We start from the raw sequence: 25088 nt of genomic DNA on the forward strand, positions 1-25088 counted from the left end.
GCATGGCTGAACGGACGCTCGACCTCGGACAATTGCAGGCACTACTGGAGCGCGTGCGCGGGCTGAAGATCGCCTGCGTCGGCGACCTGATGCTGGACCGCTACGTCTATGGCGAGGTCAGCCGTATTTCGCCGGAAGCCCCTATTCCTGTGCTGAAGTCGCGCCGGACAACGGCCATGCCGGGTGGCGTCGGCAATGTCGCGCGCAACGTGGCGGCGCTGGGCGGTGTGGCGCGTCTGGGAGCCGTGGTCGGTCAGGACGCGGCAGGTCAGGAACTTGTCGACCTGATCGCGGCCGAGGACGGCATCGAGGATGCGGTGGAGCGGCGGGTTGGCGTGGCCACCATCGTCAAGACGCGCTTCGTGGCGGCGGGGCAGCAGTTGCTGCGCCTGGATGAGGAAGACGCAACGGTCGCGGCGAAAGATAGCGACGCGTTTACAGATGCTTCCGTCATTCTGTTGTCCGACTACGCCAAGGGCGTGGTCAGCGATTCCGTGATCGATCAGGCCATCGCAGCGGGGCGAACGGCGGGCGTTCCGGTCGTGGTCGATCCCAAGGGGCGGGATTTTGCACGCTATGGGGCTGTCGACCTGATCAAGCCCAATGCCAGCGAACTGGCGGGGGCCACGGGCCTGCCGGTCGAGACGGATGAGGAAGTCGAGACGGCGCTGGTGGCGCTTCTGGCGACCACCACGGCCAAGGCGGTCGTCGTGACCCGCGCGGGCAAGGGCATGAGCCTGATGCGGCGGGATGGACCTGTGGCGCACTTCCCGGGCCGGGCGCGCGAGGTGTTCGACGTCTCGGGCGCGGGGGATACCGGTCTGGCGGCGCTGGGTCTGGCGCTAGGGGCTGGAGCGTCGCTAGAGACGGCGGTCGAGTTTGCCATCCTGGCCTCGGGCGTGGTCGTGGGCAAGGCGGGGACTGCCGTTGTGACGGCCGCGGAGCTGATCGACGCCGAGATGAGCCAGCACGCAGCCAGCGCCCACGCCAAGGTGATGCCGCTGGACGACCTGGCGCATGTCGTCGAGGGCTGGAAGCGGCAGGGGCTCAAGGTCGGCTTCACCAACGGCTGTTTCGACATCCTTCATCGGGGCCACGTCGCCTATCTGGCCCAGGCGCGGAGCTGGTGCGACCGGCTGGTGGTGGCCTTGAACACCGATGCCTCGGTGCGACGGCTCAAGGGCGAGGGGCGGCCGATCAACGATCTGGACAGCCGGGCCGTCGTCATTGGCGGTCTGCAGTCGGTGGATCGGGTAACGGCTTTCGACGATCCGACGCCCCTGGCCCTGATCGAACGACTGCGGCCCGATGTCCTCATCAAGGGCGCGGATTATACGCGCGAGGGCGTCGTCGGCGGCGATTTGGTCGAGAGCTGGGGGGGCGTCGTCCGGTTGGCCACCTTCGAAGACGGCTATTCCACCACACGCACCATCGAAAAGATGAGGGATGAGGCATGAGCCGTCGCATGATCGTGGTGACCGGTGGAGCGGGCTTCATCGGCTCCAACATCGTCGCCCGTCTGTGCGAGGAGGATCGCCACGACGTGGTGGTCTGCGACCGTCTGGAAGACGCGGCCCTGGGCAAATGGAAGAATATCGCCAAGCACCCGATCGCCGACTTCTGGCAGCCCGACGAACTGTTCGAACAGCTGGAGCGGCATGCCGAGGCGGTTGAATCTGTCGTGCACATGGGGGCCATTTCCTCGACGACCGAGGCGGATGCCGACCTGATCCTGCGCACCAACTTCAGCCTGTCGCGCGACCTGTGGGACTGGTGCGCCCTGCGCAATGCCCGGATGATCTATGCGTCTTCAGCGGCCACCTATGGCGACGGCGAGGCTGGCTTTACAGATGACGACGGTCTTGAGGCACTGACTGCGCTGAAGCCGCTAAATGCCTATGGGTATTCGAAAATGCTGTTCGATCAGTATGCAGCTCGGCAGTCTGATCGAGGGCAGTCGCCCAGCCAGTGGGCCGGGTTGAAGTTCTTCAACGTCTATGGCCCAAACGAATACCACAAGGGCGGTATGAAGTCGGTCGTGGCCCAGATCTGGCCGAAGGTGCAGGCCGACGAGGCGGTGACACTGTTCCGCTCACACAACCCTGCCTACGCCGACGGCGGCCAGATGCGCGACTTCGTCTTCGTGGACGACGTGGTCGACATCATCGCATGGCTGCTGGACACACCGTCCGTGTCGGGCGTGTTCAACGCCGGTTCTGGTCAGGCGCGATCGTTTCAGGACCTGGCGCAGGCGACCTTTGCCGCCGCCGGAAAAACCCCGCAGATCACCTATGTCGATACGCCCGTGAGCATCCGCGACAAATATCAGTACTTCACCGAGGCGCGGATGGAGCGTATCCGGGCGGCCGGCTATCCGGGCCAGTCCACGCCACTGGAAGAGGGCGTAAGGCGCTACGTTCAGGGCTTCCTGTCGCAAGCGGACGCCTATCGGTGACGAAGTCCCGTCTGACCTTGCGGCAATGGGTGGGTTGGACCGGCTTCGGCGTCGTGGCCGTTCTGACCCTGGCGATCGCTGTCTGGCGAGGTGATATTCTGCAGGCCTTTCTGGATCCGCAGGTGCCGTTCCAGACCTATACGCCGCCGCCCGCACCCGATTACGCAAGCCCGGATGCCTGGGCGATGAGCGACATGCGCAGTCCCGCCTCTGGTCCCGCAGCCGTCTTTTTCCTGCACTCCACGACCTTTGACGGCGGCCGGGACTGGAATGGGCCGATCGGGGACGGTGAGGCCGATCGCTATCTGAAGCGTGTGGTCCTGCCCAACTACGCCGGTCCTTTTGCCCTGGCGGGGGCTGTGAGCGTACCGCGATATCGCCAGGCCAGCCTCTACACCCGACTGACGGCGCGCGAGGACGCGCGGGAGGCGAGGTCGTTTGCCTATCGGGATGTGGCGGCTGCATTCGATGTCTGGATCGCGCGGCATCCGACAGGTCCGGTCGTCCTCGCAGGCGTAGAGCAGGGCGGGGAACTGCTCGAGCGGCTGGTTCGCGAAAAGGTCGCTGGTGACCCTGCGCTGCGTCAGCGCATCGTCGCCGCCTATCTGATTGATGTGGTCGCGCCGTCCGTGGGTGTGACACCCCAACTTCCGGCCTGTCAGAAACGAATGCAAACAGCTTGCCTGGTGGGCTGGTCGCCTGTCAGCGAGGGCAATGATGGCGCAGCGTCAAGACGGCTTCGTCGGGCACTGGTCTGGGACAAGGCCGGGGACCTTGTCTATCTCGACGGGCGGGAGGCCCTTTGCGTGAATCCGATAACCGGCGCGGCCAACGACGACCAGGCCGCAGAAAGACTGCATGCGGGTGCCACCAATGCGACCGGGCTGGAATGGGGGGTCCGTCCGGCCTTGCTGAGCAGGGAGATCGCTGCGAAGTGCCAGGATGGTGTGCTGAGACATACCGAGCCCCGGTCGGAATCCTTCAAACCGACGGGAAGCTGGACGGACAGAAGAAAATCCCGGCCTTACAATCTCTTCTACGGAGATATTGAGAGCGATGTTCAGCGCAGGCTGTCGTCTTGGAGTGCCGATACAGAGACCTGATCGTTTTTAGTTTCAAAGACTGGAATGAAACGAACAGCGGTAGGTCAATCAGCTCCTGAGCGGTCGTTCTTCCAGTCGAAGAGGGCTTCCAGCACGCGGATGGTCGAACCTCGCTCGGAAACAAGATCAGGATCCCGGCCCAAAATCAGGCGTGCATCGTCAGATGCGGCCAGCAGCAGGCTCCGGTGGCGGATCGGGTCGGCGAAGCGGTAGGCCGGAAAGCCACTCTGTTTCAGACCCAGAGGATCGCCGCCGCCCCGAAGGCGAAAATCTTCTTCCGCGATCTCGAAGCCGTCTTCGGTCCGGCGAAGCGTTTCCAGCCGGACCCGCGCAGTTTCACCCAGGGAAGGCTCCTGCCCGGTGTCACTACCTCCATAAAGCAGGATGCAGGCACTGGCCTTGGCTCCACGCCCGACGCGCCCACGAAGCTGGTGCAACTGCGCCAGACCAAAACGATCGGCGTGCTCTATGACCATGATGGTGGCATTCGGCACATCGACCCCGACTTCCACCACCGTCGTGGCGACCAGCAGCGGCAGCCGACCGTCAGCGAAATCGGCCATGACGGCCTCGCGCTCGGCCCCCGGCATCTGGCCGTGAGCGAGGCCCACCTCGACCTTCAGGATGCGCCGCAGGTCGGCGGCTCGCGCCTCTGCCGCTGCCAGGTCGATGCTCTCGCTCTCGGCCACGAGGGGGCAGATCCAATAGGCCTGGGCTCCGCTGTCCAGCGCCGCCTTCAGCCGCTTGGCGACCTCGCCAATACGGGCCTGGGGCAGGACGGCCGTCGTGACAGGGGTGCGGCCCGGCGGCTTTTCGGTCAGACGCGACACCTCCAGCTCACCGTACTGGGTGAGTTCCAGTGTGCGCGGGATGGGTGTGGCCGACATGGTCAGCAGATGGACACCGCCGGTGCGAGGGTTGCCCTTGGCCTGCAGTCTCTGGCGTTCGTTGACCCCGAAGCGGTGCTGCTCGTCGATGACGGCGAGGGCCAGTCGGTCAAAGCGGACGGCGTCCTGGAACAGGGCATGGGTTCCGATGGCCACCTGGGCATCGCCGGCTGCGAGAGCCGCCAGCCGCTCGCGCCGCTCGGCCGGTGTATCGCGGCCGGTCAGAAGGATGGTCGAAATCCCTGCAGTCTCCAGCAAGGGGGCCAGCTTCTGATAATGTTGCCGGGCCAGGATTTCAGTCGGGGCCATCAAGGCAGATTGAAAGCCCGACGCCGCCGTATCGACCAGGGCCAGGGCGGCGACCGCGGTCTTGCCGGAACCGACGTCGCCCTGCAGCAGGCGCCCCATCTGCTCGCCCGCCGCGAGGTCGCGGCGTATCTCCTGAACTGCCTGGGCCTGGGCACCCGTCAGGCTGAAAGGCAGGGCGTCCAGCAGTCGGGCAGAGGCATCTCTTGGCATGATGCGGGGCGCTGGCGTGATCTTGCGAGTTCGGCGGCGGCGGGCGAGGGCCAACTGGTGTGCCAGCAGTTCGTCGTAGGCCAGACGCTGGCGAATTGGTGCCTCTGGTAGAAGGTCTGGCTCGGAGGAGGGAGCATGGAGCGCTTTCAAGGCGTCGCGCCAGCTCGGCCAGCGCATCTTCGCCAGCCACGCAGGATCCTGCCACTCCGCCAGATCCGGCGCTTGGGCCAGCGCCGCCTGGGCCAGTTTGCGCACCACGCGTGAGGTCAGACCCTGCGTGGCCGGATAGACCGGCTCGACGGCGGGAATATCGACGGCCTGTTCGGGGGTGAAGATGTCCGGATGGACGATCTGGACTTCGTTGTTAAACCGCTCGACCTTGCCCGACACCCACCGCTTCTGGCCCTTGGGCAGCAGGCGATCGATGTGCTGGGCCGAGCCGCCGAACCAAATCAGGTGGACGAAGCCGGTCTCATCGATCGCCCGGACCTTGATCGGCGCGCCCGGCTTGCCGGGCACGATCAGGCGGTCGATGACGATCTCGAACAGACCGACATGCCCCTCGACCGCGTCGACGGCCGTCATGGGGCGTCGGATGATCAGGCCGGACGGCGACAGGAAGGCCACGTCGCGCACCAGCGGCCCAGCCAGTTTCTGGACCAGAGACAGGATTTTCGGGCCCACGCCCTTCAGGCTGGACACCTCTGCAAACAGGGGAAAGAGAATCTGCGGCCTCATGACACCCAGCATAGCTGGCGAAAGGCCGGTTGGAACGCTATCTGGTGCCGACCTGACGCACTGACCGGGCAAGGAACCTTGTGACCGATATCGACGCACGCCTGATGGAAGACAAACGGAACCGGCTGGGGCGCATCGCCTTCCGGGCCTGGCGGCGTGGGTTCCGCGAGGCCGACCTGGTGCTGGGCCCGTTCACGGATCAGGTCGGGCCGACGCTTGCCGACGATGAGTTGGACGCCTTCGAGTCCCTGCTGGCCCAGGACGACGATCACGAACTCTATGCCTGGATCATCGAGAGCCGTCCGACGCCGGACGAATACGAAACTCCGGTAATGGCCAAGATCAGAGCCTTCATGCGCGATCACGTTGCCGCAGCAGTCGCTGAAGGGGCTGGTTGATGGACGGCGAGGCGTTGCGGCGCAGCGAACAGGATCTCGGCGGCGCACCGGAAGGCCTGGATGCGCTGACCGTTGCAGAGCGGCTGAAGACCGACGGCGGCATCGGTGTCTTCATAGCCCGCGACTATGGCCGGATGGGAGAGTTCGTCCAGGCGTTCGGATTTTTCTCAAAAGACATTGAAGTCGTGGAGTTTCCGGCCTGGGACTGCCTGCCCTACGACCGGCTGAGCCCCACATCGTCGGTGTCGGCCGAGCGGATGGCGGCTCTGACGAAATTGGCGCGGCGGGACGCGTCGGACAGACGCCCCCTGCTGGTCGTAACGACGGTCGGCGCGGCCATGCAGCGCACGCCGCCACGCGAGATCACCGAAGGCGCGGGCTTCGAGGCCGTCACGGGCACCGATCTGGATACGACCCAGCTGGAGCGTTACTTCGCTGCGAACGGCTACATGCGGGCCTCGACCGTGTCGGAGAAGGGCGAGTTCGCCGTACGCGGCGGTGTGATCGACGTCTATCCGCCTGGGTTCGAAGAGCCCGTGCGACTGGACATGTTCGGCTCCGAGCTGGAATCGATTCGCACCTTCGATCCGGCCACACAGCGATCGACAGGACAGAAGACGTCGGTGGCCCTGGCCCCGGTGTCCGAGGCCCTGCTGGATGCCGACAGCATCTCGCGGTTCCGCACCGGCTATCTGAACCTGTTCGGCGCACCGGGCGATGACGCCCTGTATGCCGCGATCAGCGAGGGCGCGCGGCGTCAGGGCATGGAGCACTGGCTGCCGTTATTCTACGACCGGCTGGAGACGCTGTTCGACTATCTACCCGATGACGCGCGGCTGTTTCTGGACAATCAGGTGGAGGCGGCGCGGGCGGAGCGCTGGACCCTGACGGCCGACGCCTATGAGGCCCGGCGCGATGCCTCGATGACCAAGGCGGGCGCTGCCAACCGGGCCCTGCCGCCACAGCGGCTGTATCTGGATGCTGGCGACTGGAACAGCGCCCTGGCCGGTCGCTGGGTGCGTCGTCTGTCGCCGCTGGCCAATTCAGGCGAGGACGCCGGCGGACGCCTGGGCCGCAGCTTTGCCGCCGAGCGGGCGCAGGACAGCGTCAATCTGTTCGAAGCGGTCGCCCGGCATGCCCAGGCGCTGAAGGCGGCGGGCAAGCGGGTGCTGTTCGCCTCCTGGACCGAAGGCTCATCGGAGCGGCTGGCCTCCATGATGGCCGACCACGGGCTGGAGCATGTCATCGCCGTGCGTGACTGGGCCGATGTCCAGGCCGCGCCGAAAGACGTCTATCTGCGCGGCATCTTGCCGGTTGAACATGGCTTCGAGACGGATGAGATCGCTGTCATCTCCGAAACCGACATGCTGGGCGACCGGCTGGCGCGTCCGCGCAAGAAGCGCCGGGCGTCCAACTTCCTGGCCGAGGCTTCGGCTCTGACGACGGGCGATCTGGTGGTCCATCTCGATCACGGCATCGGACGGTATGAGGGCCTCAAGACGCTGGAGATCCAGGAAGCCCCGCACGACTGCCTGGAGCTCATGTACGCCGGTGAGAGCAAACTCTACTTGCCGGTTGAAAACATTGATCTTCTGACACGTTACGGCAGCGATGCCGACGGGGCGCAGCTGGATCGTCTGGGCGGGGCGGGCTGGCAGGCCCGCAAGGCCAAGGCCAAGCAGCGGCTGCGCGACATGGCCGAGGGGCTGATCGCCCTGGCCGCCAAGCGGGCCTTGCGGACCTCAGAGGCCATCACCCCGCCGCACGGCCTGTTCGACGAGTTCTGTGCCCGCTTCCCCTATGAGGAGACAGACGATCAGCTGAACGCCATCGGCGACGTGCTGGAAGATTTGGGCAAGGGCACGCCCATGGACCGCCTCATCTGTGGTGACGTCGGCTTCGGCAAGACCGAGGTGGCGCTGCGGGCCGCCTTTGTGGTCGCCATGACCGGTCAGCAGGTCGCTATCGTCTGTCCTACGACCCTGTTGGCCCGACAGCACTTCAAGACCTTCAGCGAGCGCTTCGCGGGCTGGCCCATCACCGTGCGGCATCTGTCGCGCATGGTCACGGCCAAGGACGCGTCCGAGACCCGCGCGGGCCTGAAGGACGGTGCCTTCGAGATCGTGGTCGGGACCCACGCCGTCTTGAGCGAGCAGGTCGGGTTCAAGGACCTGGGCCTTGTTATCGTTGATGAAGAGCAGCATTTCGGGGTCAAGCATAAGGAGAAGCTGAAGTCCCTGCGGGCTGACGTTCACCTGCTGACCCTGACCGCCACGCCGATCCCGCGCACGCTGCAGATGGCGCTGTCGGGCATCCGCGAGATGTCGATCATAGCGACCCCGCCGGTCGACCGTCTGGCGGTTCGCACCTATGTCACGCCGTGGGATGCGGTCCTGGTCCGCGAGGCCCTGCTACGCGAGAAGTACCGCGGCGGTCAGGCCTATTATGTCGCGCCACGCCTGAAAGACCTGCCTGACATTGAGCAGTTCCTGCGCGAACAGGTGCCCGAGGTGAAGTTCGTCGTCGGCCACGGCCAGATGAGCCCGACTCAGCTGGAAGACGTGATGAGCGCCTTCTACGACGGCACCTATGACGTGCTGCTGTCGACCACGATCGTCGAGAGTGGCCTGGACGTGCCGACGGCCAACACCCTGATCGTGCACCGGGCCGACATGTTCGGCCTGGCCCAGTTGCACCAGATCCGGGGCCGGATCGGACGGGCGAAGGCCCGGGCCTTTGCCTACCTCACCACCGATCCGAAGCGGCCTTTGTCGCTGTCGTCCGAACGGCGGCTGCAGGTGCTGCAGTCGCTCGACAACCTGGGAGCCGGCTTCCAATTGGCCAGCCATGACCTGGACCAGCGTGGGGGCGGCAATCTGCTGGGCGACGAACAGTCGGGCCATATCCGCGAGGTCGGCGTCGAACTGTATCAGCAGATGCTGGAAGACGCGGTCGCGGAGCTCAAGCAGAACGGCGAGGGGGGCGAGATCGATCGCGGCTGGTCGCCCGCCATCAATGTGGGCGCGGCTGTATTGATTCCAGAGGCTTATGTTCCGGACCTGAATGTGCGTCTGAGCCTGTACCGGCGCTTGTCCGATGCCGAAAAGACCGAGGAGCGCGAGGCCCTTGCCGCTGAACTGATCGACCGGTTCGGCCCGCTGCCGGACGAGGCCAAGCAGTTGCTGCGCATTGTCGGCATCAAGGCCAGTTGCAAGACCGCCTGTATCGAGCGCATCGACATAGGGCCCAAGGGCGCGGTCCTGACCCTGCGCAACAACGCCTTCCCCAACCCCATGGGTCTGGTCGGCCTGATCCAGAAGAACCACGCCTTCTGGAAGATCCGGCCGGATCAGAAGATCGTGGTCAAGGGCGACTGGAACACACCCGAGGAGCGGCTGAAGGTGGCCGAACGCATCACGACGGACCTGGCGCGGGTGGCCGGAGCCTAGCGCGCGGCGTTGATGTCGTGTGACGCCCGCTCCAGCACCGCGGCCGGGCTCTCGCCGGGCTGAACCTCGGCGACGCCACATTCGAACTCGACGACGAAGGGCGTCTTGTCGGGGCCGGCCTCGAAGGCGGTGCAGCCGATGACGGCGGCGATGCGGTCCGCCGCGATCCGGCCGGCGGGCCCGCGCGTGGCGGGCAGGGCCAGGGCGAAGACGTCCGGGGCCAGGCGGGCGGCCGTGTCCTCGGTCCGGATCAGGCGCGACACCATGGTGCCGATCTGCGGTAGGGCGCGATCCAGCCAGCCACCTCGACGCGCCTCGCGGACGGCGTCGGTCTCCGTCACGCGCAGGACAGCGACAGACAGCGGGCGCCGGCGCAGGCGGGCCCCTTCGGCCACGCGGGCCAGATGGCTGGCGAACAGTTCGGGCGTGAACAGGCCGGTATTGGGATCGGTCAGCCCTGAACCGCGTGCGCTTTCCAGCGACTTGCGAATGGCGACATGACGACGATGGGCGCGGGCCAGGGCGACGATCCGGTCCGCCGTCTCGTCCTCGGCCGTGTCAGCGGCGGCCACATCCGCAAAGCCGCGGTTGTAAAGCTCTGCCAGATTGATCTCGGCCGAACCGCGCAGATAGAGCACCGCCGGGATGTGATACAGGCGCGTGTTGCGCTTCATGCCAGAGGCGATGGACAGGGCCGGAGCGTGATCTTCGGCCCCCCACAGCACGGCGGCGTCGAAGGCCCGCTCATGCAGATAGTCGAAGGCAGTATAGGGCGTCGGGGCGGCGACGACTTCGCAACCGTGGGCTTCCAGTGCATTGGACAGGGCCAGGAAGTGCCGGTCTGCCTTGCCTGCAGCCAGGACGCGCAGGGGCGTATCATCGATATCGACCGGCTTGAGGGGTTCGCCCCGGGCGGTGAAGGTCGTTTCGCGCAGTGCCACTTCTTCCTCGGCGATAGCCGAGCGGACCAGGGCCTCGAGCCGCAAGGCCGCCTGGGCGGGGTGAGGGGGCGCTGACATGATCAGATCGGCTTGGTTACCGACCCATGTCGTCGCTTCGGACCCGATAGCCATGACAGGCAGGCGTCGCGGGGCGACGGCCAGCCGAAGCGCCTCGACGCCGGCTTCCGTGTCGGCGACGCGGGCGTCCAGAATGATGGCTTCCAGCGGCCAGTCCATCAGCACAGTCAGTGCGGCGGCCAGCGAGCGAGCCGTGACCGTGCGCCAGCCCAGAGCGTCCAGGCCCTGACACAGGGGCCCGACCACCGCGTCGTCATGGGCGACGACCAGAATGCGAGGATCGGAACTCAAGGGTGACATCTCCAGGGCCGGACCGCGTTCGGACTCGACGTCGGGGACCATAGCGATGCCACCCCGAATGGAGCAACAGCGAGTGGGCGCTTTCCCCTGTATTCAGATCGGCTATGGTGTCCGGCTAAAGGGCGGTTGTGGGGACCGGATTGTCATCTGAAATGAACACACACGCGGTGACGCGATGGGTAGCGCCTGCGTTGTGGGGGCGGCTGGCCGTGAAAGCCTTCGCGAGGAGCTGGGGTCGCGACGTCATGCTGTACACGGGCGGAGTGTCCTTTTTCGCCCTCTTGGCCGTCTTCCCGGCCATTGCCATTCTGATCGGCTTCTACAAGGCCGTTCTGACGATCGGGCAGGTCAGCGAGCAGGCTGCGGCGCTGGCTGATGTCATGCCACACGCGGCACGGGCCATATTCATGGCCGAGATCGACCGACTGGCCAATGCGTCAGCCCGCACGGTGTCGGCCCAGTCGGCCTTTGCCGTGATCATCGGCGGCTATGCGGCACATCGGGGTTTCAAGGCCTTGCTGGCCGGACTTAATCTCATTCATGACGAGACGGAGCCGCACGGCTTTTTCAAATTCAATCTTCTGGCCTTCTTCGTGGCCCTGTTCGCCTTCCTTCTGTTCACCGTCGTGTCGGGGGCCGTCGTGACGTCGCGCATTCTGGAGCGTGCCAGCGCGGATGAACCTGGCCGTCTGGTATCCAACTGGAGCATGGATGCGCTCTGGCCTGCGCTGGGTCTGGGGCTGGGCCTGACGTTGCTCTATCGGTATGCCATGTCGCATCGCGCGCCGGTGGCCTGGATCCCGTCGATTGTCGGCGGTGTCGTGGCAACGATCATGTCGACCATCTCGTCCTGGCTCTGTGCCATCTATGTCGAGCAGATCGCGCCGTTGGGAGCCACCTATGGCTCCGTGGGGGCCGTGGTCGTGCTGCTGATCTGGCTGTCCTGGAACGTCAACGCCATCTTCTACGGCGGAGCATTCACCACAGAGATGGAACTGGCGGCCCGGTCAAAGGGCGCGCCTCGTCTGGAGCCGGGTGACGACTTGCCGGACAGCGTGGTCAAGCTGTCGGATCGGCGGGCGCAGCGACGGTGATGGTCAGGACGCCGTCGGTTTGCTCGATGGTGATGACCTGGCCTCCGATCTGGTCGATCAAAAACGGCACATCGATTCTCGCCATGGGATCGGTGGCCAGGAGGGTCAGTTGACTGCCGGGGGCCGCCGCCCGCAGGGCCTTCTGCAGCTTCAGGCTGGGGACGGGACAGCGGTGGCCGCGTGCATCGACGATCACGACCTTGTACGTTCCATCAGCATGTCCAGAGCGACGCGGACACTGGCCAGCCGTATAGCTTCACGGCCCAGATCGCCAAACCGGTGCTCGGCATGACTCAGGCCACCGGGGCCACATGCAGCGAAATGGACCAGCCCGACGGGCTTGTCATCGGATCCTCCGCCCGGACCGGCGATGCCGGTGATCGAGACCGACAGGGTCGCCTGCGACTGAGCAACTGCCCCGCTCGCCATGGCACGCGCGACGGGCTCGGACACGGCTCCATGCGTGGCGATCATGCCAGCGGGCACGCCCAGCATCTCGGTCTTCGCGGCATTGCTGTAGGTCACGAACCCCCGGTCAAGGACGACGGATGAGCCCGCGACAGCGGTCAAGGCCCCGGCTACCAGACCGCCGGTGCAGCTCTCGGCCGTTGTGATCATCAGGTTTCTGGTGGCGGCGGCCACGATAACCTGACGGGCCAGTTGCTCAATGTCGTCGGGGAACATGGACAGGCTTTCCGGAGCGGCGGGGTTCTGGTCTAGGGTAGTCTATCCCCGCCTGACCGGAAGACCTTTCATGAGCCGACCATGAGTGAGACGAGCCTGGGCCCGGACGTGGGCTACGCTGCACCGCGCCGGTCTTCGGATCGGCTAACGCCCCTTCTGTTCGCCCTTGCCATCTTCACTTCGGCGGCCCTGGTTTTCGGCGTCCAGCCCATGGTGACCAAGCTGGTCCTGCCGATGCTGGGCGGCTCGCCGTCAGTCTGGAACACGGCGATGGTCTTCTTCCAGACCGCGCTGCTGGCCGGTTACGGCTATGCCCACCTGCTGCAGCGAATCGGGTCGATCAAGCTGCAGGTAGGGGTTCATCTGATCTTGCTGGTGCTGGCGGCGCTGTTCCTGCCGCTCAGGATCAACGGCTGGCTGGGCGATCCCGAACCGTCGGCCCCCATCGGCTGGTTGCTTGTGACCCTGACCCTGTCCGTGGGTGCTCCCTTTGCGGTGCTGTCCGCGACCGCGCCGCTGCTGCAGGCGTGGTACGCAAGGGTGCGTGTGGGGCAGGCGGAGGGCCAGAACCCCTATGTTCTTTACGCCGCGTCCAACCTGGGCAGCTTCCTGGCCCTTCTGTCCTATCCGGTTCTGATCGAGCCCCTTGCAACCTTGTCGGGTCAGCGATGGGGTTGGAGTGTCGGCTACGGCATCTTCGTGCTCATGATCGTTGGCCTGGCCGCAGTGGTCTGGAGCCGACGGCTGGATCGCTCGACAGAGCCGGCACCTCTGCCGACAAGTACGCCCATCCCATGGGCAGAAAAGATCCGCTTCGTGCTCCTGGCCGCCGCGCCTTCCAGCCTGATGCTGGGCGTCACTGCGCATCTGTCGACCGATGTGGCGTCGGCACCGTTTCTTTGGGTCATACCGCTGGCATTGTACCTGCTGACGTTCGTCATCGCATTCCAGGCGCGGCCATGGATACCGCTACCCATAACGCTTGTCCTGTCGGCGGCATTGGGCGCGATGTGCGCTGTGGTGGTGGCGTTCCGGTCGATCGAGTGGACCCTGGCCTTTGGGGTCAGCCTGCTGGCCTTCTTCTTCCTGACACTGATGTGCCACCAGTTGATGGCCGCCCGCCGCCCGCCTCCGGATCGCCTGACGGAGTTCTACCTGCTGATGTCCCTGGGCGGAGTGGTCGGCGGGGCGTTCACCGCCCTGGTCGCACCTCTGCTGTTCGACATGGTGTGGGAGTATCCGCTGGTGCTGGTGCTGGTCGGTCTGTTCCGGCCTTGGGGCAAGGGCGGGCTGACGTCCTATCAGACGATGGCGGTGATCCTGGCGATCGTGTCGTCCGCCGCACCGGTCCTCGTATCGATCGCGCTGAATGCCGACGACTATGCGCGCACAATCTTCTACGCCAAGTCGCCGTTGATGATGCCGCAATTGACCATATTGCTGCTGCTTCCTGCCGTGATCTGTGCGTTCCTGCTTCGGGATCGGGGTCTGGTCTTTACCGGTATCGTGCTGCTGATGACCCTGTCAGCCCAATGGGTCGGCCGCGGACATGACACCAGCTTTTCAGACCGCAGCTTCTTCGGCGTCGTGCGTATCGCCAATGTGCCGGACCCACGTCTGGGCGGCGATGTGCATGTACTGACGCACGGAACGACCTATCACGGAGCCCAGGCACGCAATCCGCTCTTCGCCTGCACGGCGCGGATGTACTATGCACCAACCACCCCGATTGGGCAGTCAGCGCTGATTGTCGGGCGTCGCGGCCCGGCCAATATCGGCGTGGTCGGCCTGGGGACAGGTGCCATGGCCGCCTACAAGCGGGCCGAGGACCGGATGACCTTCTTCGAGATCGACCCCATGGTCGATCGTCTCGCGCGCGATCCAGACTGGTTTACCTATATCTCCGGCTGCGCTCAGGGGCCAGTCAGGACCGTGCTGGGGGATGCGCGCCTGACGCTGGCCAATGAACCGGTCGGCAGCTACGACCTGCTGGTCATAGACGCCTTTTCTTCGGATGCCGTGCCGACGCATCTGCTCACCGTCGAGGCTATCGATGGCTACCTGCAGCAGCTGAAGCCGACGGGTGTGCTGGTGCTGCACCTGTCCAACCGCAACCTGGACATCACCTTGCCGGCGATCGCGGCGGCCCAGGCGCTGGGGCGGCCCAAACTTCATCAGGTGACTTATCAGGGCCCATCGACGCCCGATCTGGCCGAAGCATCGACCGAGGTCCTGATCCTGTCGCCGACCGAGCAGGGGCTGGAAGATTTTCGCAGCGACCCACGCTGGATAGACCCTGCGGACACCGATGTCGCGGCCTGGACTGACGACTATGTGAATCTGTTCGGGGCCATGCGTCGGCGATATCAACCTGTCGCCGCGCCGGAGGCCTAGCTGCGTGCCGGCAGTTCGATGGTGGCTAGGGCCTGGGCGGCCAGGCCTTCGCCTCGACCGGTGAACCCCATGGCTTCGGTCGTGGTCGCCTTGACGCTGACCGCGTCCAGCGGAAGAGCCAGCAGTTCGGCGAGGCGTTCGCGCATGGCCTGACGGTGCGGTTTCACCTTGGGCCGCTCGCAGATCAGGGTGACATCCACATTGACCAGTCGCCCGCCCCGCGCGCTCAGCCGCTCGACCGCGTGGATCAGGAACAGATCGGACGAGGCCCCCTTCCATTGCGGGTCCGTTGGCGGGAAGTGATCCCCGATGTCGCCATCTCCCATGGCCCCCAGAATGGCGTCGGTCAGCGCGTGCAGTCCCGCATCGGCATCGGAATGGCCGATCAGGGTCTGGTCATGCGGAATCTCGACCCCGCACAGCCACACGGCATCGCCTGGCCCCCAGCGGTGGGCGTCGAAGCCCTGACCCACGCGGATCTGACGGGGAATGTAGGCCTCGGCCATGGCAAAATCCTCTGGGTAGGTAAGTTTCATCAGGCGAGAGTCGCCTGACACGATGCGGACTCGGCCACCCGAGCGCTGAACGACGGTGGCCTCATCGGTGGCGACCTCGTCGGCGGGCCAAGCGGCGTAGGCGGATGTAATCTTGTCATGGCGGAAGGCCTGCGGGGTCTGGGCCCGCCAAAGGTCGCCGCGTTCGACCTCGCCAGTGACGATGTCGCCGTCCGCACGGCGCAGGCTGTCGGCGACCGGCAGGGCGGGCAGGGCACCGTCGGCATCAGCTAGGGCGGCAATCACCCTGTCGATGACGCTGCGATCCAGCAGGGGGCGGGCGGCATCATGGATCAGGACTGGACGGTCGGTTGGGCCTTTGAGGGCCGCGAGACCATTCTGAACAGACGCCGCGCGTGTCGACCCGCCGAGCGTCAGACGCCAGCCGCTCAAACCCCCTAGGGCTGCCTGTGCTTCAGCCTCGGCGTCGCCCGCCACGACCACGACGAGATCTTCCGCCCCGGCCTCGATCAGGGCCTCGACCGACCACCGGATCACCGGCTTGCCACCCAGGTCGCGCCATTGCTTGGCTCCGCCAAAACGGGAGCCGGAACCGGCGGCGACCACAATGGCGGCAAAGCGGGGGAGGGGTGTCGTCATTACGGCCTTCTAATCGCCGCCGTCATGCTTGACGAGGGGGCGTCGACGCGCGGTAAGGGGCCACATGGCCACAGGCATACAGATCGGTGACGTTTGGGTGCCCGGACGGGTGCTGACCGCGCCCATGACCGGGATCACGGACCTGCCGTTCCGCGTCCTGGCCTCCCGGCTGGGCGCCGCCTATGTGGCGACAGAGATGGTCGCGGCCGCGGAGCTGGCACGGGCACGGCCTGATGTCGTTCGGCGCGCAGCAGTCGGGGACGGCCTGCCCCTGACCGTGATCCAGCTGGTCGGGCGTGATCCGGCGACGATGGCGCAGGGCGCGCGCATGGCCGAGGCGGCAGGGGCCGACATCATCGACCTGAATTTCGGCTGTCCGGCCAAGGAGGTCACAGGCTCGGCATGCGGCTCGGCCTTGATGCGCACGCCCGATCTGGCCGCGCGCCTGATGCAGGCGGCGGTCGAGGCGACCTCGCGCCCCGTCACGGTCAAGATGCGGCTGGGCTGGGATGACGCAAGCCGCAATGCGCCCGACATTGCCCGCCGGGCCGAGGACCTGGGTATCAAGGCCATCACGGTCCACGGGCGCACCCGCCAGCAATTCTACACCGGCCGCGCCGACTGGCGGGCGGTGGGCGAGGTCAAGGCGGCGGTCGCCCTGCCGGTGATCGTCAATGGCGATATCCTGACGGCCGACGATGCCCGCGAGGCCCTGCACCAGTCGGGCGCGGACGCGCTTATGCTGGGCCGCGGTGTCTATGGGCGGCCTTGGCTGGCGGCGCATCTGGAGCGGGCGCTGGCAGACGGGACGGTTCTGACCGAGCCGGATTGCGCCGAACGCACCGCCATAGTGATCGAGCATCTACGAGCCTCGGTGGCCTTCTATGGTCTGCCGCTGGGGCTGAAGATGTTCCGCAAACATCTGGGCTGGTATGTCGAACAGGCCCCCTGGCCTGCAGATCCCCAAGAGCGGCGCGCGGCCAAGGCGCGCCTGTGTCGGCTCGAGCACCCGGGCGAGGTGGAGCAGGCGATCACGCAGCTGTGGTCGTCAGTGACGCTTTCCGGTCACTCGCCTGTTGATCTAGCGCCACAGTTGGTAGACGCTGGAGCGGTATGACGGAGACGCCCATCGCGACCCACGCCGATCAGACGCCCCCGCCGAGCGGCATGGGGGGCTGGTTTTCCGGTTGGTCCGAAGAGCGTCGTCGCAATCTGTTCCTGTTCACCTTTGGCCTGTCGCTCCTGATAACGGCTGCAGCCATCTGGCTGGTTGCCGAGGCTCCGGGCACAAGCGGCGACGGCGCACGGGATTTGGCCAGCCGGGCCGTGCTGTGGATCCTGTCGATCAATCTGGTGCTGATCCTGGCCTTGGCAGTGGTCGTCGGGCGACGCGCGATCGGCCTGTTCCGGCGCAGATCCGACGCGGGTGCGCGTTTGCACCTGAGGTTCGTGACCCTGTTCTCGATGGTGGCCCTGATACCGTCGATCCTGATCGCCCTGGTATTCGGCGTTTTGGTCAACCGGGGCGTCGACCAGTGGTTCAGCGACAATGTCCAATCCGCCGTCGAAAACGGCGCGACCATCGGGCGGGCCTATCAGGAAGACGTGGCCAACGAGATGGATGGCGACATACTGGTCGTCGCGGAACAATTGAACAGTGTTCGGCCCCTTTTTGACAACCGGGTGCAGTTTTCTGATGCTCTGTCTCAGGTCGGACAACTGTTCGGTTATCCCGCCGTCTACATTTTAGGGTCCGACGGGCAGGTTCTGGCCAGCGGTGAATCGCCAGGTGCCCCACCCTATGTCGCTCCTTCCATGGAAGCGTTGGAAGAAGCATCGCTTGAAGGTGCCCCTCCTGCTCAAGAGGTCACCGAGGGGCCGGACGCGGTGCGTTCCGTCATGGTCTTGCCTGCCTATGGCGACGCCTTTCTTTATATGGTCCGCCCGCTTCAGCCTGGCTTGCTGGCCCAGATGCGCAATGGCGAGGAATCGATTCTGGCCTATCGGGAGGCCCAAGCCAGCCGCGAACGCATCCAGGCCTCATTCGCGCTCAGCTATGTCGAGACGGCTTTGCTGGTTCTCGTTGGGGCAGTCTGGCTGGGTATGTCGGCTGCCAGCTCCATCTCCGGCCCCATCGGGCGGCTTGTCGAGGCGGCGGACAAGGTGGCGGGCGGCGATCTGGCGGCGCGTGTGGACGGCAACGACGGGCCGGGCGAAATCCGTATGCTTTCAGCCGCGTTCAACCGCATGACTGCCGATCTGGCCGCTCAGCAGTCGGCACTGCGTGCGGCCAGCGAGGAGGCGACGGGGCGGACCCGCTTTATCGAGACGGTGCTGTCGGGCGTATCGGCTGGCGTCATAGGGCTTGACCGCCAGCGCCGGGTCTCGGCCATCAACGACAGCGCGGTCGAACTGCTGGCCATATCCGACACGGACATCATCGGTCGTCCGCTCGGCGAGGTCTCGCCCGAGCTCAGCGAACTGGCGGCGCGGGCCGAGGCCCATATCGAAGAAGAGATCGACGTGACTCTGGAGGGTGAAACACGTCGTCTGCGGGTGCGGATCGAAGGTGGTGTCGGCGGAGAGATGGTCCTGACCTTCGACGACATCACACGTCTGGTCACGGCCCAGCGCAACGCCGCATGGCGTGACGTAGCGCAGCGCATCGCGCACGAGATCAAGAACCCGCTGACGCCCATCCAGCTCTCGGCCGAACGGCTGCGTCGCCGCTATCGCAAACAGGTCGAAGAGGACGTCGAGGTCTTCGACCGCTGCACCGAGACCATCATCCGTCAGGTGGGTGACATCGGGCGGATGGTCGATGAGTTCTCGTCTTTCGCCCGGATGCCCGCGCCACGATTTACGTCGTCCGATCCGGCGGAGTTGTTGCGTGAGGCGGTGTTCGCACAGCGCGTGGCCGTTGCCGAGATCACTGTCGAACTGGCCGAGCCCCTGCCCAAGGTCACCATTCATGCCGACCGCCCCATGATCGGTCAGGCCCTGGCCAACATCCTGAAGAATGCGGGGGAGGCCGTGGCCCTGCGCCGCGAAACGGACCCCAGGGCCGGTGACGGAGACGGTCCGGGTATTCTGGCGCGCTTGCTGGTCGAGGACGACGTGGCGACCTTCGTGATCGAGGATGACGGGCCCGGCCTGCCTGCCAAGGATCGTGATCGCCTGACCGAACCCTATGTGACGACGCGCGAGAAGGGCACTGGCCTTGGCCTCGCCATCGTCAAACGCATCTGCGAGGAGCATGGCGGCGAGCTCAAACTGGCCGACGCCGAGACGCTGGGCGGTGCCAAGGTCTGCCTGATCTTTCCTCTGAAATCCCAACAGCCATCGACCGCTTCGGCCAAGGCGAAGGACGCTCCGGCGTCCCGATCCGTGACCGTTCCGGCCAACGAATAGCGAGGCGATATGCGATCCACGGGAGCCGATATTCTGGTCGTCGACGACGAGGCCGACATCCGCGAACTGGTGTCCGGCCTGCTTGAGGATGAAGGCCATGCCGTGCGCGTGGCCTCCAACTCCGAAGAGGCCCTGGCCGCCATCCGGGCACGCAAGCCGTCGCTGGCCCTGCTCGACATCTGGATGAAGGGCGGCGGTCTGGACGGGCTGGAACTGCTGGACGTCATAAAGGAACTGGACCCGGATCTGCCTGTGGTGATGATCTCGGGCCACGGCAATATCGAGACGGCAGTCACCGCCCTGCAGCGCGGGGCCTATGACTTCATCGAAAAGCCCTTCAAGTCCGACCGGCTGGTCGTCGTCGTGCAGCGCGCGCTGGAGACCAGTTCGCTGAAGCGCGAGAACCGCCGGCTGAAGGCCCAGGTCAATGAGCCTGACGGTTTCATCGGTCGCTCCGCGGCAGCCCAGGCCTTGCGCACCACGATCGCCAAGGTTGCCCCGGCCAACAGCCGCGTCTTGATCTCTGGACCGCCCGGATCCGGCAAGGAACTGGTCGCGCGCCAGATCCATGAGGCCAGCGCCCGGTCGCGTGGCGAGTTCGTCGCCATCGCCGCAGCCGGCATGACGCCTGAGCGACTGGATCTGGAGCTGTTCGGTGAGGAGGGTCACGATGGCCGTCCGCGCAAGATCGGCGTCTTCGAACGCGCCCACAACGGCACGCTCTATCTGGACGACGTCGCTGACATGCCTCGCGAGAGCCAGAGCCGCGTCCTGCGCGTCCTGGTCGAACAGCGCTTCCGCCGCGTCGGCGGCGAGCAGGACGTTCAGGTCGACATCCGCGTCATCACCTCGACCTCGCGCGACCTCAAGGTCGAGATCGCCGAGGGCCGGTTCCGCGAGGATCTGTTTCATCGCCTGAACGTCGTGCCCATACGCGTGCCGGCCCTGTCCGAGCGGCGCGAGGATATCGGCGAGCTGATCGACTATTTCATCGACACCCTGTCGGCCTCGCAGGGCCTGCCCAAGCGGCGCATGGGCGACGACGCCATCGCCGTGCTGCAGGTCCACCCCTGGCCGGGCAACGTCCGTCAGCTGCGCAACAACGTCGAGCGGCTGCTGATCCTGGCGACCGGCGATCCGTCCGAGCCGATCAGCGCTGACATGCTGCCGTCCGAGGCAACCAATGCCAACTCCACCGGTACGCTTGGCGCTGAGCGGATCATCGCCCTGCCGCTGCGTGAGGCGCGCGAGGTGTTCGAGCGCGAATATCTGGCGGCCCAGATCATGCGCTTCGGCGGCAATATCAGCCGCACCGCCGCCTTCATCGGCATGGAGCGCTCGGCCCTGCACAGGAAATTGAAATCCCTGGGCGTCTCCCCCTCGCGCGGCGGCGACGACGACGAAGAGCCGGTGGCCGAAGCATGAGCCGCGTCGCCTATGTCAACGGCCAGTACCACCCGCATGGCCAGGCCACGATCCATGTCGAGGATCGCGGGTTCCAGTTCGCCGACGGCGTCTATGAGGTCTGGTCCATCTTCGACGGGCGGATGGCCGATTTCGACGGCCACATGACCCGCCTGCACCGCAGCCTGAACGAGCTGAGGATCGACATCCCCATGAGCCGCGAGGCCCTGACGCGGGTGCTGCACGAGACGATCCGGCGCAATCGCGTCCGGAACGGCATCGTCTATCTGCAGGTCACGCGCGGCACGGCCCGGCGCGATCACCCTTTCCCGGCCGAGGGCACCCCACCCAGCGTCATCGTCACCTCCCGCTCCATCAGCGCCAGCAAGGCCGAGGCGCAGGCGAAAAAGGGCGTCGCCGTCCTGACCCAGCCCGACATCCGCTGGGGCCGCTGCGACATCAAGACCGTCGGCCTGCTGGCCAACGTCCTGGCCAAACAGGCGGCGCGCGAAGCCGGGGCCTATGAGGCCTGGATGGTCGACGAGATGGGTCTGGTCACCGAGGGCTCATCCACCAATGCCTGGATCGTGGACGAGCACGGGAAGCTTCGGACCCGCGACACCCAGGCCAACATTCTGAAGGGCATCACCCGCACCGCCCTGATGGCCCTGATCGAGCAGGAAAAGCTGGAGCTGGACGAGCGCCCCTTCAGCGTGGACGAGGCCAAGCGCGCAAAAGAAGCTTTCTTCACCGCCGCCGGGGCCTTCGTCATGCCGGCGGTGTCCATCGACGGCACCACCATCGGCGACGGCAAGCCCGGCCCTATCGCGACCCGCCTTCGCACCCTGTATCTTGAACAGGCCAAACGCGACGCCATTTAGGGTCGCGCCCCTGTTGCGATGCCGCCCTGGCGGTGCGTAATGTGGCGGGCCGGGCATTCGATCCGGTCCCGTGTGGTCACCCACGCGGCGGAACAAGCAAGAACAGGGGCAAACCTGCCATGTCGCAAGACAAATCCAAGAACCTTCAGGACACCTTCCTCAACTCGGTCCGCAAGACCAAGACGCCGCTGACCATCTTCCTGGTCAATGGCGTCAAGCTGCAGGGCATCGTCACCTGGTTCGACAACTTCTGTGTGCTGCTGCGCCGCGATGGCCAGTCGCAACTGGTCTACAAGCACGCCATCTCCACCATCATGCCGTCAGCACCCGTGCAGCTGTACGAGCCTGACGCCGACGAAGACTGATTGACCCAAAAACTCATCGACCACGCCGTCCCGCTGATCCGGGCGATCGTCATCCACCCCGATGGACGCAGCGAAAGCAGTCGCGCGGCGGAGGAACGGCTTGAAGAAGCGGTGGGCCTGGCCCGCGCGCTGGACCTGGACGTGCGCGCCGAAGAAATCGTGCGCCTGCGCAAGGTCACGCCCGCCACCCTGTTCGGCACCGGCAAGGTCGAGGAACTGGCCGCCCTGGTCACCGCCGCAGAGGCCGAGGCCGTGGTCATCGACGACGACCTGACCCCGGTCCAGCAGCGTAATCTGGAAAAGGCGTGGGATTGCAAGGTCATCGACCGCACCGGGCTGATCCTGGAAATCTTCGGCCGCCGCGCCCGCACCAAGGAGGGCCGGCTGCAGGTCGAGCTGGCCCGGCTGGACTATGAGAAGTCCCGCCTGGTCCGCACCTGGACCCACCTGGAGCGGCAACGCGGCGGCACCGGCTCGACCGGCGGCCCCGGCGAGACCCAGATCGAGCTGGACCGCCGCCTGATCGCCGACCGCATCGTCAAGCTGAAGGTCGAGCTGGACGAGGTCCGTCGCACGCGCGGCCTGCACAGGAAACAGCGCCAGAAGGTGCCGTTCCCGACCATCGCCCTGGTCGGCTACACCAATGCCGGCAAGTCGACCCTGTTCAACCGTCTGACGGGGTCAGAGGTCATGGCCAAGGACCTGCTGTTCGCCACCCTGGACACGACCCAGCGCACCATCCGCCTGCCGCAAGGGCGCCCCGCCATCATCGCCGACACCGTCGGCTTCATCTCCGATCTGCCGCACGAACTGGTCGAAAGCTTCCGCGCCACGCTGGAAGAGGTGGGCGAGGCCGACCTGATCCTTCACGTCCGCGACATCGCCTCCACCGACACGGCGGCCCAAGCCCGGGACGTCGAGACGGTCCTGAAACAGATCGAACAACCGACTGCCGCCGACGGCACGGTCAAGCCGCGCCGCATCCTGGAGGTCTGGAACAAGACCGACCTGCTCGACCCCGAGGCGCGCGAAGCCATCGAGGGCCAGGCGGCCCGCTCCGGCAACACGGCCGTCGCCGTCTCCGCCTGGACAGGGCAGGGGATCGAGGCCCTGCGACAAGCCATCACCGAACTCATCGACGATGACCCTGAAATGGACTTGGTCCTGCAACCCTCCCAGGGCGAGGCCTTGGCCTGGCTCTACGAACACGGCCGGGTTACGGCGCGCGATACAGATGCCGAGGGGCGGACCCATCTGACGGTGCGGCTGGACCCGCAGGCCATGGGGCGGTTCGAGCGGCAGTTTCAGGCCGTCCGCTCACTTGATTAGAACATCGGTTCTCGCGATGGTTTGCTATGACCGACGCGCGAAGCTTGATGCCCGAACTTGAGGCTTGGAACCACGGTCGCGGAATATCTCCGCTCGATTGGCTCTACTGCGGAAGTCGGTCCGATCACGCGATCGCCTTCTGCGATCTTTTCTGGCCGACTTTTGTTGTCGTGGACGACTGCGTTTTAAGGTCGGATTACTCCGAAGACGGTCTCCGCGAATGGAAAAGCGTGCAAGCATCGCGGCAGACCACCGAAGGCGGCCTCAACGTCCTGTCGCTCGTCGATCTCTTTGTTCCAAACGGCGAAGTCTGGTCCGAGCTTGTGCAAAGGCGGGCGATCTATCTAGGCCAAGTGCTGGCTGACATTTACCGCGTGAAGCTCGCCCGCGACTTTCCGGATCGGGAGTTCGTGGTCAAGTTGGAGTGCGAGGACGGCGACGGAGAGATAGCGCTCTCATTTTGGCAGGCCGGAGCGCATTAGGTTAAGCTGTCTCCTCCCTGTTCGCGAAGCGAATGGGGAGGGGGACCACGAAGTGGTGGAGGGGTCTAACAACCGCGCCTCTCGTTGGCGACGCGCGCAATGAACTCGAGCACACTTTCAAGGTTCACGCGCACGTCCTCTGCCGCCAGCCTGATCACCCTAAGACCTTGCTGATGCAGCCATACTGTCCGTCGGCGGTCATGTTCGATCCGATCGGGGTAGTCGTGGGACTGACCGTCCACCTCGACCGCCAGCTTCGCTTCGGCGCAATAGAAGTCGAGAATGAACGGGCCAATTGGATGTTGCCGACGAAACTTCAGACCGCGCAGTTGCTCGCGACGAAGGCATAACCATAGACGCGCTTCGGGCGGCGTCAGCCGACGACGGAGGTCTCTGGCTCTCACGACCGTTTTGCGCGAAACCATATCCCCTCCACCACCCTTCGGGCGGTCCCCCTCCCCATTCCTGCGGAACGGGGAGGAGACGTCAAGCGCGCCGCAGCCACGACCGTTTCTGACGTACCCGCATGCCAGACTGCGCGCCATGTCGATGAGCACGCAAATCAATCCCGCCGACTACGATGAAGACAGCGGCAATGTCTGGGATCATGCGCGGCGGGAGTATCTGGCGGGCGTGAAGGCGACGCATATCTGTCAGCGGTACGGCATGTCGCTCAGTTCGTTCCGGCTGCATGCGCGGGTCGGGGGCTGGCGGCGGATGGATCAGCCCACCTGTGACGCGCCGCCCGAGCCCGGCGAATACCATCCCGACGACGCCGTCAGCTTCGCCGACCTGGCCCAGGAGGCCTTTCTGAACATTCGCCGCGCTCTGGGCACGGGCCGCGCGTCCGAGGCCTCGACCTGGCTGCGCGTCTACGACCGCCTCGCCGACAAGGCCCGCGACCACGTCATGGCCGAACTGCCCGACATCGTGACCCCGTAGCTCGAGTCCAACCGCGACCCCCTGACCCTGTTCGCGGTGGAAGACGAAAACACCAACGATCTGAATGCGATGGCCGAAGG

Annotated in this window: 21 protein-coding genes; 15 read left to right on the plus strand and 6 right to left on the minus strand. The window is 65.6% G+C overall.

What is annotated here, in order from left to right; genetic code table 11:
- Nucleotides 1-2 precede the first annotated feature (2 nt).
- The 3 genes from rfaE2 to AC4PRM_RS14595 are packed head-to-tail and all read left to right on the plus strand — an operon-like array spanning nt 3 to nt 3558.
- Nucleotides 3-1457: a D-glycero-beta-D-manno-heptose 1-phosphate adenylyltransferase gene (gene rfaE2, locus AC4PRM_RS14585; RefSeq protein WP_492040402.1), complete on the plus strand. Its 1455-nt coding sequence runs from the start codon at nt 3-5 to the stop codon at nt 1455-1457.
- Complete coding sequence (gene rfaD, locus AC4PRM_RS14590; protein WP_492040403.1) at nt 1454-2455, plus strand: ADP-glyceromanno-heptose 6-epimerase; 1002 nt, start codon at nt 1454-1456, stop codon at nt 2453-2455. Before rfaE2 ends, rfaD begins: the two co-directional genes overlap by 4 nt.
- Entirely contained in the window at nt 2452-3558 is a 1107-nt protein-coding gene (locus AC4PRM_RS14595) for a DUF3089 domain-containing protein (protein WP_492040404.1), read from the plus strand. The genes rfaD and AC4PRM_RS14595 overlap by 4 nt, the downstream gene beginning before the upstream one ends.
- Before the next feature lie 44 nt (nt 3559-3602).
- Here the strand turns inward: AC4PRM_RS14595 and recG are convergent, their stop codons facing one another.
- On the minus strand, nt 3603-5702 hold the full coding sequence (gene recG, locus AC4PRM_RS14600) for an ATP-dependent DNA helicase RecG (RefSeq protein ID WP_492040405.1): 2100 nt from the start codon (nt 5700-5702) through the stop codon (nt 3603-3605).
- A gap of 80 nt (nt 5703-5782) precedes the next feature.
- Between recG and AC4PRM_RS14605 the strand changes: the two genes are divergently transcribed.
- Both AC4PRM_RS14605 and mfd read left to right on the plus strand, forming a co-directional pair.
- Entirely contained in the window at nt 5783-6100 is a 318-nt protein-coding gene (locus AC4PRM_RS14605; protein WP_492040406.1) for a succinate dehydrogenase assembly factor 2, read from the plus strand.
- A complete protein-coding gene (gene mfd / locus AC4PRM_RS14610) occupies nt 6100-9549 on the plus strand; it encodes a transcription-repair coupling factor (RefSeq protein ID WP_492040407.1) in 3450 nt (1149 codons plus the stop codon). Before AC4PRM_RS14605 ends, mfd begins: the two co-directional genes overlap by 1 nt.
- Here mfd and AC4PRM_RS14615 read toward each other — a convergent pair.
- Nucleotides 9546-10859, minus strand: coding sequence for a diguanylate cyclase domain-containing protein (locus AC4PRM_RS14615; protein WP_492040408.1), 1314 nt, complete (start codon nt 10857-10859; stop codon nt 9546-9548). The genes mfd and AC4PRM_RS14615 overlap by 4 nt on opposite strands.
- A 161-nt stretch (nt 10860-11020) precedes the next feature.
- Here AC4PRM_RS14615 and AC4PRM_RS14620 point away from each other — a divergent pair, with 161 nt between their 5' ends.
- Nucleotides 11021-11962 (plus strand): YihY/virulence factor BrkB family protein, encoded by a 942-nt coding sequence (locus tag AC4PRM_RS14620; RefSeq protein ID WP_492040409.1) that lies wholly within the window; start codon nt 11021-11023, stop codon nt 11960-11962.
- On the opposite strand, the gene AC4PRM_RS14625 is transcribed toward AC4PRM_RS14620, so the two are convergent.
- A complete protein-coding gene (locus AC4PRM_RS14625) occupies nt 11928-12158 on the minus strand; it encodes a sulfurtransferase TusA family protein (RefSeq protein ID WP_492040410.1) in 231 nt (76 codons plus the stop codon). The two genes, AC4PRM_RS14620 and AC4PRM_RS14625, sit on opposite strands and share 35 nt — an antisense overlap.
- Nucleotides 12155-12646, minus strand: a complete 492-nt coding sequence (locus AC4PRM_RS14630) for a CinA family protein (RefSeq protein WP_492040411.1) — start codon at nt 12644-12646, stop codon at nt 12155-12157. Before AC4PRM_RS14630 ends, AC4PRM_RS14625 begins: the two co-directional genes overlap by 4 nt.
- Nucleotides 12647-12727: 81 nt before the next feature.
- Here AC4PRM_RS14630 and AC4PRM_RS14635 point away from each other — a divergent pair, with 81 nt between their 5' ends.
- Entirely contained in the window at nt 12728-15040 is a 2313-nt protein-coding gene (locus AC4PRM_RS14635) for a fused MFS/spermidine synthase (protein WP_492040412.1), read from the plus strand.
- Here the strand turns inward: AC4PRM_RS14635 and AC4PRM_RS14640 are convergent.
- Nucleotides 15037-16194, minus strand: a complete 1158-nt coding sequence (locus AC4PRM_RS14640) for a bifunctional 2-C-methyl-D-erythritol 4-phosphate cytidylyltransferase/2-C-methyl-D-erythritol 2,4-cyclodiphosphate synthase (RefSeq protein WP_492040413.1) — start codon at nt 16192-16194, stop codon at nt 15037-15039. The genes AC4PRM_RS14635 and AC4PRM_RS14640 overlap by 4 nt on opposite strands.
- 64 nt (nt 16195-16258) lie before the next feature.
- Between AC4PRM_RS14640 and dusB the strand changes: the two genes are divergently transcribed.
- From dusB to AC4PRM_RS14675, 7 genes are all read left to right on the plus strand, one after another.
- The gene (gene dusB / locus AC4PRM_RS14645; RefSeq protein WP_492040414.1) at nt 16259-17311 is read left to right on the plus strand and encodes a tRNA dihydrouridine synthase DusB; all 1053 of its coding nucleotides are present in this window, start codon (nt 16259-16261) and stop codon (nt 17309-17311) included.
- Entirely contained in the window at nt 17308-19605 is a 2298-nt protein-coding gene (locus AC4PRM_RS14650) for a sensor histidine kinase NtrY-like (protein WP_492040415.1), read from the plus strand. Before dusB ends, AC4PRM_RS14650 begins: the two co-directional genes overlap by 4 nt.
- Nucleotides 19606-19614: 9 nt before the next feature.
- Nucleotides 19615-21030 carry a nitrogen assimilation response regulator NtrX gene (ntrX, locus tag AC4PRM_RS14655; protein WP_492040416.1) on the plus strand — a complete coding sequence of 472 codons (1416 nt, stop codon included), beginning with the start codon at nt 19615-19617 and terminating at the stop codon, nt 21028-21030.
- On the plus strand, nt 21027-21890 hold the full coding sequence (locus AC4PRM_RS14660; protein WP_492040417.1) for a D-amino-acid transaminase: 864 nt from the start codon (nt 21027-21029) through the stop codon (nt 21888-21890). Before ntrX ends, AC4PRM_RS14660 begins: the two co-directional genes overlap by 4 nt.
- A 119-nt stretch (nt 21891-22009) precedes the next feature.
- The gene (gene hfq, locus AC4PRM_RS14665) at nt 22010-22255 is read left to right on the plus strand and encodes an RNA chaperone Hfq (protein ID WP_168048505.1); all 246 of its coding nucleotides are present in this window, start codon (nt 22010-22012) and stop codon (nt 22253-22255) included.
- Nucleotides 22256-23584 carry a GTPase HflX gene (gene hflX, locus AC4PRM_RS14670; RefSeq protein WP_492040418.1) on the plus strand — a complete coding sequence of 443 codons (1329 nt, stop codon included), beginning with the start codon at nt 22256-22258 and terminating at the stop codon, nt 23582-23584.
- A gap of 26 nt (nt 23585-23610) precedes the next feature.
- Nucleotides 23611-24066 (plus strand): hypothetical protein, encoded by a 456-nt coding sequence (locus tag AC4PRM_RS14675; RefSeq protein ID WP_492040419.1) that lies wholly within the window; start codon nt 23611-23613, stop codon nt 24064-24066.
- A 65-nt stretch (nt 24067-24131) separates the two neighbouring features.
- Here the strand turns inward: AC4PRM_RS14675 and AC4PRM_RS14680 are convergent, their stop codons facing one another.
- Nucleotides 24132-24491, minus strand: a complete 360-nt coding sequence (locus AC4PRM_RS14680) for an endonuclease domain-containing protein (protein ID WP_492040420.1) — start codon at nt 24489-24491, stop codon at nt 24132-24134.
- 124 nt (nt 24492-24615) lie between these two features.
- On the opposite strand from AC4PRM_RS14680, the gene AC4PRM_RS14685 reads away from it, so the two are divergent.
- Nucleotides 24616-25008 carry a hypothetical protein gene (locus AC4PRM_RS14685; protein ID WP_492040421.1) on the plus strand — a complete coding sequence of 131 codons (393 nt, stop codon included), beginning with the start codon at nt 24616-24618 and terminating at the stop codon, nt 25006-25008.
- Nucleotides 25009-25088 lie beyond the last annotated feature (80 nt).

This window comes from Brevundimonas sp. DW-iso22, assembly GCF_058725425.1.

Coding starts and splice junctions, on each gene's coding strand:
- AC4PRM_RS14680 (WP_492040420.1), bottom strand. CDS start 24,491: ATGGTTTCGCGCAAAACGGTCGTGAGAGCCAGAGACCTCCGTCGTCGG.
- ntrX (WP_492040416.1), top strand. CDS start 19,615: ATGCGATCCACGGGAGCCGATATTCTGGTCGTCGACGACGAGGCCGAC.
- recG (WP_492040405.1), bottom strand. CDS start 5,702: ATGAGGCCGCAGATTCTCTTTCCCCTGTTTGCAGAGGTGTCCAGCCTG.
- AC4PRM_RS14620 (WP_492040409.1), top strand. CDS start 11,021: ATGAACACACACGCGGTGACGCGATGGGTAGCGCCTGCGTTGTGGGGG.
- AC4PRM_RS14675 (WP_492040419.1), top strand. CDS start 23,611: ATGACCGACGCGCGAAGCTTGATGCCCGAACTTGAGGCTTGGAACCAC.
- rfaE2 (WP_492040402.1), top strand. CDS start 3: ATGGCTGAACGGACGCTCGACCTCGGACAATTGCAGGCACTACTGGAG.
- dusB (WP_492040414.1), top strand. CDS start 16,259: ATGGCCACAGGCATACAGATCGGTGACGTTTGGGTGCCCGGACGGGTG.
- AC4PRM_RS14660 (WP_492040417.1), top strand. CDS start 21,027: ATGAGCCGCGTCGCCTATGTCAACGGCCAGTACCACCCGCATGGCCAG.
- AC4PRM_RS14650 (WP_492040415.1), top strand. CDS start 17,308: ATGACGGAGACGCCCATCGCGACCCACGCCGATCAGACGCCCCCGCCG.
- AC4PRM_RS14685 (WP_492040421.1), top strand. CDS start 24,616: ATGAGCACGCAAATCAATCCCGCCGACTACGATGAAGACAGCGGCAAT.
- AC4PRM_RS14630 (WP_492040411.1), bottom strand. CDS start 12,646: ATGTTCCCCGACGACATTGAGCAACTGGCCCGTCAGGTTATCGTGGCC.
- rfaD (WP_492040403.1), top strand. CDS start 1,454: ATGAGCCGTCGCATGATCGTGGTGACCGGTGGAGCGGGCTTCATCGGC.
- AC4PRM_RS14635 (WP_492040412.1), top strand. CDS start 12,728: ATGAGTGAGACGAGCCTGGGCCCGGACGTGGGCTACGCTGCACCGCGC.
- AC4PRM_RS14640 (WP_492040413.1), bottom strand. CDS start 16,194: ATGACGACACCCCTCCCCCGCTTTGCCGCCATTGTGGTCGCCGCCGGT.
- mfd (WP_492040407.1), top strand. CDS start 6,100: ATGGACGGCGAGGCGTTGCGGCGCAGCGAACAGGATCTCGGCGGCGCA.
- hfq (WP_168048505.1), top strand. CDS start 22,010: ATGTCGCAAGACAAATCCAAGAACCTTCAGGACACCTTCCTCAACTCG.